The following is a 12,183-nucleotide window of genomic DNA, read 5'->3' on the forward strand; positions in this document are numbered from 1 at the left end:
CTACGATGTAAGACCGGCACCGGTGCCGGCACGACATCGAGGAGACAACGCCATGAACCCGCGTATCCAGCGCATCACGCCGTTCCTGTGGTTCGACCGCGACGCCGAGGCGGCGGCCGATTTCTACGTATCGGTGTTCGACAACGCGCGTATCGTGCACGTCGCGCGCTACGGCAAGGCCGGCGCGCACGCGTCCGGCAACGCCGAAGGCGCGGTGATGACCGTTGCGTTCGAGCTCGACGGGCAGGCGTTCGTCGCGTTGAACGGCGGCCCCGTGTTCCAGATGACGCCGGCCGTGTCGTTCGTCGTCAACTGCCGCGACCAGGACGAGATCGACCATTACTGGGCGCGCCTGTCCGAAGGCGGCGACGAGCGCGCGCAGCAATGCGGCTGGCTGCGCGACCGCTTCGGCGTGTCGTGGCAGGTCGTGCCCGTGCAGATGGCCGAACTGATGACGGGCGACCCGGCCCGCGCCGAGCGCGTGATGGCGCAGGTGATGACGATGAAGAAGCTCGATCTCGGCGCGCTGCAGCGGGCGGCGGCAGGCGAATCCGCTTAGGCCGCTCAGGTCGTTCGGGCCGGCGGCCGCCGGCCTGTCCTGACGCCCGACTCCCTTGCGTCTGGCCCCGTTTCCCCCGATCTTCCCCCGTCGTTTCACCGTTCCCCCTCGCATTACGCCGCGGCCGTCCCGGTTGCGACCGCCGCTTCGCCCACGCACCGACCGGACCGTTTTCCGCCCCGCGTCGCATCGTTCCGCCCCGATCCGACAGCGTTTGCGGCGGCTCGCCCGATTGCCCGAAATACCCCCCTTTCCCGGCTTTGCTCGACCGATCGGCGTTTGACGCCTCCATGAATAATCGGTGTCACTGGAAAGCGGCATTCCGCCGTACCCGACCGGAGGCCCCGTGGCAGACGAGAGCGATCTCGACAAGACCGAAGCCGCCACTCCCCGGCGCCGCGAGAAGGCGCGCGAGGAGGGGCAGGTCGCGCGTTCGCGCGAACTGGCTTCGTTCGCGCTGCTCGCGGCGGGGTTCTACGGCGCATGGCTGCTCGCGGGTCCGTCGGGCGGGCACCTGCAGGCGATGCTGCGCGGCGCGTTCACGTTCGATCGCGCGACCGCGTTCGACACCAACCGGATGCTGTCGGCGGCCGGCAGCGCGAGCCTCGAAGGCTTCGCCGCGCTGCTGCCGCTGCTCGCGCTCACCGGCGTCGCCGCGCTGCTCGCGCCGATGGCGCTAGGCGGCTGGCTGATTTCGCCAAAGACGTTCGAGCTGAAGTTCGACCGCCTGAACCCGATCTCGGGCCTCGGCCGGATCTTCTCGATCCAGGGCCCGATCCAGCTCGGGATGTCGGTCGCGAAGACGCTCGTCGTCGGCGGGATCGGCGGCATCGCGATCTGGCGCAGCAAGGACGAACTGCTCGGTCTCGCGACGCAGCCGCTCGGCGCCGCACTGCCCGATGCGCTGCATCTGGTCGCCGTGTGCTGCGGCACGACGGTCGCCGGGATGCTGGTGGTCGCCGGGCTCGACGTGCCTTACCAACTCTGGCAGTACAACAAGAAGTTGCGCATGACGAAGGAAGAAGTGAAGCGCGAGCATCGCGAGAACGAAGGCGATCCGCACGTGAAGGGGCGAATCCGCCAGCAGCAGCGCGCGATCGCGCGCCGCCGGATGATGGCGGCCGTGCCGAAGGCCGACGTGGTGGTCACGAACCCGACGCACTTCGCGGTCGCGCTGCAATACACGGACGGCGAGATGCGCGCGCCGAAGGTCGTCGCGAAGGGCGTGAACCTCGTCGCCGCGCGCATCCGCGAGCTCGCGGCCGAACACAACGTGCCGCTGCTCGAAGCGCCGCCGCTCGCGCGTGCGCTGTATCACAACGTCGAACTCGAGCGCGAGATCCCCGGTTCGCTGTACTCGGCGGTCGCCGAAGTGCTCGCATGGGTGTACCAGCTCAAGCGCTTCCGTTCGGAAGGCGGCGCGTTCCCGGCGGTGCCGGTCGATCTCGACGTGCCGGCCGAACTCGACAAGGGCGCGTCGGTGTCCGCCGACGACGAGCGCGAAGAAGCCGAAGACACGCTCGGCAAGCAAGGGAGCGCAGCATGAGCACCCCGACCACCGGCCTGTTCGCGAAGCGCGCGAACCCGTTCGCGGGCACGAACCTGCGCGCGCTCGCGGGCCCGATCCTCATCTGCATGATCCTGGGGATGATGATCCTGCCGCTGCCGCCGATGCTGCTGGATCTGCTGTTCACGTTCAACATCGCGCTGTCCGTGATGGTGCTGCTCGTCAGCATGTACACGATGAAGCCGCTCGACTTCGCGGCGTTCCCGAGCGTGCTGCTGTTCTCGACGCTCCTGCGCCTGTCGCTGAACGTCGCGTCGACGCGCGTCGTGCTGCTCGAAGGGCACACCGGGCCGGACGCGGCCGGCCAGGTGATCGAGGCGTTCGGCCACTTCCTCGTCGGCGGCAACTTCGCGGTCGGCATCGTCGTGTTCGTGATCCTGATGATCATCAACTTCATGGTGATCACGAAGGGCGCGGGGCGGATCGCCGAAGTGTCCGCACGTTTCACGCTCGACGCGATGCCCGGCAAGCAGATGGCGATCGACGCCGACCTGAACGCGGGCCTCATCAACGAGGAACAGGCGCGTAAGCGGCGCCTCGCGGTATCGCAGGAAGCCGAGTTCTACGGGTCGATGGACGGCGCGTCGAAGTTCGTGCGCGGCGACGCGATCGCCGGCCTGATCATCATGGCGATCAACGTGATCGGCGGGCTGATCGTCGGGATGGTCCAGCACGACATGTCGTTCGCCGCGGCCGGCACCAACTACACGCTGCTGACGATCGGCGACGGCCTCGTCGCGCAGATCCCGTCGCTCGTGATCTCGACCGCGGCCGGCGTGATCGTGTCGCGCGTCGCGACCGACGAGGACATCGGCACGCAGATCACCGGCCAGTTGTTCACGAACCCGCGCGTGCTGAACATCACCGGCGCGATCATCGCGCTGATGGGGCTCATTCCCGGGATGCCGCACTTCGCGTTCCTCGCGCTCGGCGGCGGCGCGATCTGGCTGGCGCGCACGCAGACGAGGCGCGCGGCGGCCCGCAAGGCGGCCGGCGACGTGACCGACATCGCGCCGCCCGCCGTGCTGCCGGCCGACAGCCACGAAGCGACGTGGGACGACGTGCAGCTGATCGACCCGCTCGGTCTCGAAGTCGGCTACCGGCTGATTCCGCTCGTCGACAAGAACAGCGACGGCGAGCTGCTCAAGCGCATCAAGAGCATCCGCAAGAAATTCGCGCAGGAAATCGGCTTCCTGCCGCCGGTGATCCATATCCGCGACAACCTCGAACTGCGGCCGAACGCGTACCGGATCGCGCTGAAGGGCGTCGAGATCGGCGTCGGCGAAGTGTTCCCGGGCCAGTGGCTCGCGATCAACCCGGGCCAGGTGACGGCCGCGCTGCCGGGCGCCGTCACGCAGGATCCCGCGTTCGGGCTGCCGGCCGTGTGGATCGACGTCGCGCTGCGCGAGCAGGCGCAGGTGTACGGCTACACGGTGGTCGACGCGAGCACGGTCGTCGCGACGCACCTGAACCATCTCGTCGTCCAGCATGCGGCCGAGCTGCTCGGCCGCCAGGAAGTGCAGGCGCTCGTCGAGCGCACCGGCAAGGACGCGCCGTCGCTCGTCGAGGACCTCGTGCCGAAGACGATCTCGCTCACCACGCTGCAGAAGGTGCTGCAGAACCTGCTCGAGGAAGGCGTACCGATCCGCGACATGCGCACGATCCTCGAGGCCGTGTCCGAGCATGCGGGCCGCGGCGACGCGTACGAGATCACGGCCGCGGTGCGGCTCTCGCTCGGCCGCGCGATCACGCAGCAGTGGTATCCGGGCAACGGCGAAATGCAGGTGATGGGCCTCGACGCGAATCTGGAGCGCGTGCTGTCGCAGGCGCTCGCCACCGGCGCGAACCCGGGCCTCGAACCCGGCCTCGCGCACAACCTACTGACCGGCACGCAGCAGGCGATGCTGCGTCAACAGAATCTCGGGCTGCCGCCCGTGCTGCTCGTGCAGCACGCGCTGCGCGCGATGCTCGCGCGTTTCCTGCGCCGCAGCCTGCCGCAATTGAAAGTGCTGTCGTATGCCGAAGTGCCGGACACGCGCACGATCAAAGTCGTTAACGTCATCGGGGGTTCCGCTTGAACATTCGCAAATTCACCGGCGCAACGAGCCGCGACGCACTTCGTCTCGTGCGCGAGGCGCTCGGCGCCGACGCGGTCGTGCTGTCGAACCGCACGCTCGATGACGGCAGCGTCGAAATCGTTGCACTCGCCGATTCGGATCTCGCCGCGGTGGCGCCGCCGGCCGCGCGTCCGCGTCTCGCGACGTCGCGCCAGCCGGAATCCGTGCCGGCCGCCGCCGTGCCGGGCATCGTATCGCGCCCGGGCATGGCGCCGCGCCCGGCCGTCAATCCGTATGCGGCGGGCGCAGGCGGGCTGCCGGACGTGTTCTCGTCCGTGTTCGGCGCGAGCGCCGACGCGCAAGAGGCCGACGTGCACGCTTCGTCGATCGATGCCGACGAGCCGGCGGCAGCGTCTTCGATCGCGGCAGCGACGGCCGGTGCGCCCGCTGCCGGTACGCCCGTCGCCGGTACGTCGGCCGCCGGTACGCCGGCCGCCACTTCCGAACCCGCGCCGTGGCTGGTCGAGCACGCGAAGCGCCTGACGCAGCAGCGCGACGCGCTGATGGCCCGCGCGCAGGCGCCGGCCGAGCCGCGGGCGGGCGCGCCCGCGCCGCAAGCCGCGGCCGGCGCGACGCCGCACGACTGGGCGCGCGACATCGTGCGCGACGCGGAACGCCGGATGCCGGCCGCCGGAGCGCCGGCCGCCGGATCGCCGGCCGGCACGAAGCGCGCCTCCGACATGGGCGCATACGCCGCCAAGGCGACGGAGCCCACGCGCCTGTCCGCGGACACGGCCGCCGCGGTAGCCGATGCGGTGAAGTCGCGCATCGAGCGGATCGTCAACGACACCGTGATGCAGGAGCTCGGCGAGCTGCGCGGGATGATGACGGAGCAGTTCGACAGCCTGATGTGGCACGACCGCCAGCGTCGCAGCGCCGTCCACGGCGCGCTGACGAAGCACCTGTTCGCGGCCGGTTTCTCCGCGCAGCTCGTGCGGATGCTGGTCGACAACCTGCCGTCCGGCGACGGCGCGCAGACTTTCGAGCAGGCCGCCGAATGGGCGCGGTCGGTGCTCGCGTCGAACCTGCCGGTGCTCGACAGCGAGGACGCGCTGATGGAGCGCGGCGGCGTGTTCGCGCTGATGGGGCCGACGGGCGTCGGCAAGACGACCACCACCGCGAAGCTGGCCGCGCGCTGCGTGATGCGCTTCGGCGCGAGCAAGGTCGCGCTGCTGACCACCGACAGCTACCGGATCGGCGGCCACGAGCAACTGCGCATCTTCGGCAAGATTCTCGGCGTGCCGGTTCACGCGGTGAAGGATGCGGGCGACCTCGCGCTCGCGCTGTCCGAGCTGCGCAACAAGCACATCGTGCTGATCGACACGATCGGCATGAGCCAGCGCGACCGCGCGGTGTCCGATCAGATCGCGATGCTGCACGGCGCGAACGCGCCGGTGCAGCGCCTGCTGCTGCTGAACGCGACGAGCCACGGCGACACGCTGAACGAAGTCGTGCAGGCGTACCGCAGCGCGGGCGAGCACCCCGACCTGGCCGGGCCTGACCTGGCCGGCTGCATTCTCACGAAGCTCGACGAGGCGACCCACCTCGGCGGCGTGCTCGACACGGTGATCCGCTACAAGCTGCCGGTCCACTACGTGTCGACCGGCCAGAAGGTGCCGGAGAACCTGTACGTCGCGTCGACACGATTCCTGCTGAAGAGCGCGTTCTGTGTGCCGCGCGACGGCTCGCCCTTCGTGCCGCAAGACGAGGACATGCCGACGCTGCTTTCCGCACTGACCGCACGTTCCACCGCCGAGCTGCACGAGGTGCGATTTGGATAAACGGATCATCGATCAGGCAGAAGGGCTGCGGCGCCTGCTGGCCGGGCGCGCGTCGCGCATCGTCGCGGTGACGGGCGGCCCGGCGGGCGTCGGCTGCACGTCCACCGTGGTGAACCTCGCGGCGGCGCTCGCGTCGCTCGGCAAGGACGTGCTCGTCGTCGACGAGCGCGCCGACGTGCATTCGGCCAGCGCGACGCTCGCCGGCGCGTGGCTGCGCGACGGCGAACGCACGCGGGTGGCGGCCGGCTTCGGCCTGTGCGGCGCCGCGCGGCTCGCGCGCGCCGGCTACAGCGACGCGCAACTGAGCGACTTCATCGACGGCCCGGCCGACATCATCCTCGTCGACGCGCAGCTCGGCGCCGACGGGTCGTTCTCGGCGCTCGCGCGCGAAGCACACGACGTGCTGGTCGTCACGCGGGTCGCCGCGCAGGCGATCACCGAGGCGTACGCGTGCATGAAGCGGCTGCATTTCGCACACGCGTTCGCGCAGTTCCGCGTGCTGACGAATCAGGTCGGCAGCCACGCGGACGCGAAGACGGCCTTCGATAACCTCGCGGGCGTCGCGAGCCGCTACCTGACCGTATCGATCGCCGACGCCGGCTGCGTGAGCGCCGATCCGCTCGTCGAGCACGCCCGCGAACTGATGCATGCGGTGGTCGACGCGTTCCCGTCGTCGGCTGCTGCGCGCGACTACCGGCAGATTGCCGCCGACCTGTTGTACTGGCCGATGCGCCCGCGTTCGGGCGCGGGCCGCGCGGTCCACGCCGGCGGCAAGCCGTCGTACGAGGCGGGCGCGGCACACGCCGCGTGAGCGCCACCCGAAGGAGGGAGCCATGATGTACAACGCTCAAGGAAAGATGTCCCAGGCCGACGTGCTCGCGCAATACGCGCCGCTCGTGCGCCGCCTCGGGCTGCAGCTCGTCGCGAAGATGCCGGCGAGCGTCGATCTCGACGACCTGATCCAGGCCGGCATGATCGGCCTGATGGATGCGGCCGGCCGCTACAAGGAAGACCAGGGCGCGCAATTCGAAACCTACGCGACGCAGCGCATCCGCGGCGCGATGCTCGACGAGCTGCGCAGCAACGACTGGCTGCCGCGCAGCCTGCGCAAGACGTCGCGCGAGGTCGAGCACGCGGTGCACCAGGTCGAGCAGCACCTCGGCCGCTCGGCGAGCGAGACCGAGATCGCGCAGCACCTGAACATGCCGCTTGACGAATACCAGGGGATGCTGCAGGACCTGCACGGCAGCCAGCTCATCTACTACGAGGATTTCGACCGCGCGGCCGACGACGAGCCGTTTCTCGACCGCTATCGCGTCGATCACGCCGATCCGCTGTCGGCGCTGCTCGACGAGCACCTGCGCGAGGCGCTGGTCGACGCGATCGAGCGGCTGCCGGAGCGCGAGAAGCTGCTGATGTCGCTGTACTACGAACGGGGTCTGAATCTGCGCGAGATCGGCGCGGTGCTCGAGGTGAGCGAATCGCGCGTGTGCCAGTTGCACAGCCAGGCCGTCGCGCGCCTGCGTGCGCGGCTGCGCGAACAGGCGTGGGTCGGCGCCGAATCCTGACCCTTTGGGGCGGCCGCGCGCGCCGACGCCGCGCGCCCGTGCCGCGGTTGCCCGGCGCTTGCGCATTTCGCGCGCCGATTTGCTACAATCCCCTCCGTTTTCCGAGGAGCGTTGCGACGGACCATCCAGCGTCCGCCAGGCTCGGAAGGCTTCACCAAGCAGCCGTGCAGCGATTTTTCCGCGCCGGCCCCGCTTCCTGAACGGCGCTCACGTCACCAATCTAGAAACTTTTTAGAAAGGAGGGCGTGATGAACGCCATTATCGATTCCAAGGCTTCCCACGATTACGTCGTCGCCGACATGGCGCTGGCCGGCTGGGGCCGCAAGGAACTGAACATCGCCGAGACCGAAATGCCGGGCCTCGTGCAGATCCGCGACGAATACAAGGCGCAGCAGCCGCTGAAGGGCGCGCGCATTGCCGGTTCGCTGCACATGACGATCCAGACGGGCGTGCTGATCGAGACGCTGAAGGCGCTCGGCGCGGACGTGCGCTGGGCATCGTGCAACATCTTCTCGACACAGGACCACGCTGCTGCCGCGATCGTCGAAGCCGGCACGCCGGTGTTCGCGTTCAAGGGCGAATCGCTCGACGAATACTGGGAGTTCTCGCACCGCATCTTCGAATGGCCGAACGGCGAATTCGCGAACATGATCCTGGACGACGGCGGCGATGCCACGCTGCTGCTGATTCTCGGCTCGAAGGCCGAGAAGGACCGTTCGGTGATCGCGAAGCCGACCAACGAGGAAGAAGTCGCGCTGTACAAGTCGATCGCGGCGCACCTCGACGTCGACGCGAACTGGTACTCGAAGCGCCTCGCGCACATCAAGGGCGTGACGGAGGAAACCACGACCGGCGTGCATCGCCTGTACCAGATGGAAAAGGACGGCCGCCTGCCGTTCCCGGCGTTCAACGTGAACGATTCGGTCACGAAGTCGAAGTTCGACAACCTGTACGGCTGCCGCGAGTCGCTCGTCGATGGCATCAAGCGCGCGACCGACGTGATGATCGCGGGCAAGGTCGCGGTCGTCGCGGGATACGGCGACGTGGGCAAGGGTTGCGCGCAATCGCTGCGCGGCCTGGGCGCGACCGTGTGGGTCACCGAAATCGATCCGATCTGCGCGCTGCAGGCGGCGATGGAAGGCTACCGCGTCGTGACGATGGAATACGCGGCCGACAAGGCCGACATCTTCGTGACGGCGACCGGTAACTACCACGTGATCAACCACGATCACATGAAGGCGATGCGTCACAACGCGATCGTCTGCAACATCGGCCACTTCGACTCGGAAATCGACGTCGCGTCGACGCGCCAGTACCAGTGGGAAAACATCAAGCCGCAGGTCGACCACATCATCTTCCCGGACGGCAAGCGCGTGATCCTGCTGGCCGAAGGCCGCCTCGTGAACCTCGGCTGCGCGACGGGCCACCCGTCGTTCGTGATGTCGAACTCGTTCGCGAACCAGACGCTCGCGCAGATCGAACTGTTCACGCGCGGCGATCAATACGAGAACAAGGTGTACGTGCTGCCGAAGCACCTCGACGAAAAGGTCGCGCGCCTGCACCTCGCGCGCATCGGCGCGAACCTGTCGGTGCTGTCGGACGAGCAGGCTGCGTACATCGGCGTGCAGAAGGACGGCCCGTTCAAGCCGAACCACTACCGCTACTGATGCGCGTCCGCCGCCGTGCCGTGCGTACCCGCCGCGGGGCGCACGGCGCGGCGGCGCTCACCGATCGTACCGATCGACAACCGAACCGGAGCACTCCATGAGCGTCATCCTCACCTGGGTCATCAACGCGCTCGCGTTGCTGATCATCACGTACCTCGTGCCGTCGATCCACATCAAGAGCTTCGGCACCGCGCTGATCATCGCGGTCGTGCTCGGGCTGATCAACACGGTGATCCGCCCGGTGTTGATCCTGCTGACGCTGCCCGTCACGATCGTCACGCTCGGGGTGTTCATCCTCGTCGTGAACGCGCTGTGCTTCTGGTTCGCGTCGTCGCTGCTGAAGGGCTTCGAGGTGTCGGGGTTCTGGTCCGCGTTCTTCGGTTCGATCCTGTACAGCATCGTGTCGTGGCTGCTGTCCGCCCTGATCTTCGGCCAGCGCGACATCGGCTGAGGGGCGGGCATGGGCCCAACCCCATCGAATCATGAAACCGATCGAACTCTCGTTTGAATTCTTCCCGCCGAAGACGGCGGACGGCGTCGAAAAGCTGCGCGCCACGCGCGCGCAGCTGCTGCCGCTGAAGCCGAAATTCGTCTCCGTGACGTTCGGCGCCGGCGGATCGACGCAGCAGGGCACGCTCGATACCGTGCTCGACATGCAGAAGGACGGCCTCGAGGCCGCGCCGCACCTGTCGTGCATCGGCTCGTCGCGCGACAGCCTGCGCGCGATTCTCGACCAGTACCGCTCGCACGGCATCCGGCACATCGTCGCGCTGCGCGGCGACCTGCCGTCGGGGATGGGCGCGGTCGGCGAGCTGCGCTATGCGTCCGAGCTCGTCAGCTTCATCCGCGCCGAGCATGGCGACTGGTTCCACATCGAGGTCGCGGGCTACCCGGAGTACCACCCGCAATCGCGGTCGCCGAAGGCCGATCTCGAGAACTTCGCGCGCAAGGTGAAAGCCGGCGCGAATTCCGCGATCACGCAGTATTTCTTCAACGCGGATGCGTATTTCCGCTTCGTCGACGATGCGCGCAAGCTGGGCGTGGACGTGCCGATCGTGCCGGGCATCATGCCGATCACGAACTTCTCGCAGCTGATGCGCTTCTCCGAGATGTGCGGCGCCGAAGTGCCGCGCTGGGTCGCGCGCCGGCTCGAGAGCTTCGGCGACGATCGCGAGTCGATCCGTGCGTTCGGCGCGGACGTCGTCACGAGCCTGTGCCAGCGCCTGATCGACGCGGGCGTGCCGGGGCTGCACTTCTACACGCTGAACGCAGCGGCCGCGACGCGGACGATCTGCGAACGACTCGCGGTGTAAGCGCCGTCACGCGGTTGCATGCGCAACGGCCCCGCCGGTTCGTGCCGGCGGGGCTTTTTTTATCGTGACGGGCGACGCGGGACGCGTGGCGCAAACGTGCGCGCGTCAGCGTTGTGCCTGCATCAGCGGCGGGCGGCGGTCGAACCACGGCCGCGCCTGTTCGAGCTGCCGCGCGAGCCGGAGCAGCAACGCGTCGTCGGCGTGGCGCGCGGCGAACTGCACGCCGATCGGCAGTCCGCGCGCATTCCAGTACAGCGGCACCGACATCGCCGGCTGGCCGGTCAGGTTGAACAGCTCGGTGCAGCCGGCCCACGCGAACGCCTTCTCCGACGACTTCGCGAGCATTTCCTTCAGCAGCGGTTTCACCGGCAGCGCGGCGAGAAGCTTCATCTGCGCGGATTCGAACGGCGTCGGCTGCAATTCGCCGATCTTCACCGGCGGCCCGGCGAGCGACGCGCACAGGATCGCGTCGTAGCGCGACACGAGGCCGGCGACCTGCACGGTGAGCTGGCGCTGCCATTCGAGCACGTCGGGCAGCCGCGTGCGCGCGAGGCGGCGGCCGACCACTGCCATCGCCCAGGTCGCGGCCTCGAATTCGCCGCGCCGCGGCGTGCGGCCGGTCAGTTCGCGCGCGCCGAGCACCATTTCCTCGGCGATCGTCGCCCACAGCGTCAGGAAGGTTTCGGCCGCGCGCGCGTAGTCGAGTTGCAGCGTCGCCGGCTCGACGTGATGACCGAGCGATTCGAGCAGCGCGGCCGCATCGTCGAGCGCCGCGCGCGTGTCGTCGGCGAGCGCCGGCGCGAGCATCGGATCGACGACGAGGCCGATCCGCAGCGGGCCGGGCGGCGTATCGAGCGCGCCGAGGAAGGTGCCGGGCGCGCCGGGCGGCAGTGTCTGGCCGGTCGTCACGTCGAGCAGCAGCGCACTGTCGCGCACGCTGCGCGACACCGCGTGCTGGACGACGAGTTCGCCGTTCGACGGCAGGTCGACGAGCACCGGGTTGCGGCTCGGCTTCAGGCCGAACAGCCCGCAGCACGACGCCGGAATGCGGATCGAGCCGCCGCCGTCGGACGCATGCGCGAGCGGCACGATGCCGGCCGCAACGGCCGCCGCCGCGCCGCCGCTCGAACCGCCGGGCGTGTGATCGAGGTTCCACGGGTTGCGGCACGCACCGAACAGTTCCGGTTCCGTGTACGGCATCTGGCCGATCTCGGACGTGTTGGTTTTGCCGAATACGTTGAGGCCCGCCGCGCGGCTGCGCGCGATCACCGGCGAATCGTCGGCCGGCACGAAGTAACGGTAGTGCCGGCTGCCCATCGACAGCGGCAGCCCGGCGACCGCCGCGCCGAGATCCTTGACGAGATACGGTACGCCCGCGAACGGCGCGTCGGCGCCCGGCGCGGGCGCTGCCGCCGCACGCTGGCGCGCGGCTTCGTAGTCCTGCAGCACGATCGCGTTGATCGCGCCGTTGACCGCTTCGGCCTGGCCGATCGCGGCGTCGAGCAGTTCGCGCGGGCTTGCGCGGCGCTCGCGCACGAGCGCGGCGAGGCCGATTGCATCATGCGCGAGATAGTCCGAGTGCATCGCGTCACCCCCGTTGTCACGCGTGGC

At 68.9% G+C, this 12,183-nt stretch carries 10 protein-coding genes and 1 riboswitch; of the genes, 9 read left to right on the top strand and 1 reads right to left on the bottom strand.

Going from position 1 to position 12,183, the window contains the following annotated elements; all coding sequences use genetic code 11:
- Positions 1-52: 52 nt before the first annotated feature.
- The 9 genes from WS89_RS07795 (at position 53) to metF (ending at position 10,572) form a co-directional block, all read left to right on the top strand.
- The gene (locus tag WS89_RS07795; RefSeq protein ID WP_059503293.1) at positions 53-559 is read left to right on the top strand and encodes a VOC family protein; all 507 of its coding nucleotides are present in this window, start codon (positions 53-55) and stop codon (positions 557-559) included.
- Positions 560-905: 346 nt separating this feature from the next.
- Positions 906-2,105 (top strand): flagellar biosynthesis protein FlhB, encoded by a 1,200-nt coding sequence (flhB, locus tag WS89_RS07800; RefSeq protein ID WP_059503295.1) that lies wholly within the window; start codon positions 906-908, stop codon positions 2,103-2,105.
- On the top strand, positions 2,102-4,204 hold the full coding sequence (flhA, locus tag WS89_RS07805) for a flagellar biosynthesis protein FlhA (RefSeq protein ID WP_059790353.1): 2,103 nt from the start codon (positions 2,102-2,104) through the stop codon (positions 4,202-4,204). Before flhB ends, flhA begins: the two co-directional genes overlap by 4 nt.
- On the top strand, positions 4,201-6,024 hold the full coding sequence (flhF, locus tag WS89_RS07810) for a flagellar biosynthesis protein FlhF (RefSeq protein ID WP_059790355.1): 1,824 nt from the start codon (positions 4,201-4,203) through the stop codon (positions 6,022-6,024). The genes flhA and flhF overlap by 4 nt, the downstream gene beginning before the upstream one ends.
- Positions 6,017-6,835 (top strand): nucleotide-binding protein, encoded by an 819-nt coding sequence (locus WS89_RS07815; RefSeq protein WP_059790358.1) that lies wholly within the window; start codon positions 6,017-6,019, stop codon positions 6,833-6,835. Before flhF ends, WS89_RS07815 begins: the two co-directional genes overlap by 8 nt.
- A 22-nt stretch (positions 6,836-6,857) precedes the next feature.
- Positions 6,858-7,592, top strand: coding sequence for an RNA polymerase sigma factor FliA (locus WS89_RS07820; RefSeq protein ID WP_059503301.1), 735 nt, complete (start codon positions 6,858-6,860; stop codon positions 7,590-7,592).
- A gap of 97 nt (positions 7,593-7,689) precedes the next feature.
- Positions 7,690-7,808, top strand: a riboswitch (S-adenosyl-L-homocysteine riboswitch).
- 32 nt (positions 7,809-7,840) lie between these two features.
- The gene (gene ahcY, locus WS89_RS07825; protein WP_059790360.1) at positions 7,841-9,259 is read left to right on the top strand and encodes an adenosylhomocysteinase; all 1,419 of its coding nucleotides are present in this window, start codon (positions 7,841-7,843) and stop codon (positions 9,257-9,259) included.
- Between the two features lie 97 nt (positions 9,260-9,356).
- Positions 9,357-9,710 carry a phage holin family protein gene (locus WS89_RS07830; protein WP_006477367.1) on the top strand — a complete coding sequence of 118 codons (354 nt, stop codon included), beginning with the start codon at positions 9,357-9,359 and terminating at the stop codon, positions 9,708-9,710.
- A gap of 31 nt (positions 9,711-9,741) precedes the next feature.
- Positions 9,742-10,572 (top strand): methylenetetrahydrofolate reductase [NAD(P)H], encoded by an 831-nt coding sequence (gene metF, locus WS89_RS07835; protein ID WP_059790362.1) that lies wholly within the window; start codon positions 9,742-9,744, stop codon positions 10,570-10,572.
- Between the two features lie 105 nt (positions 10,573-10,677).
- Here the strand turns inward: metF and WS89_RS07840 are convergent, their stop codons facing one another.
- Positions 10,678-12,156 (bottom strand): amidase, encoded by a 1,479-nt coding sequence (locus WS89_RS07840; RefSeq protein WP_059790365.1) that lies wholly within the window; start codon positions 12,154-12,156, stop codon positions 10,678-10,680.
- Positions 12,157-12,183: the final 27 nt, after the last annotated feature.

Origin of the sequence: Burkholderia sp. MSMB1072 (genome assembly GCF_001524725.1) — a bacterium.
Taxonomy (GTDB): Bacteria; Pseudomonadota; Gammaproteobacteria; order Burkholderiales; family Burkholderiaceae; genus Burkholderia.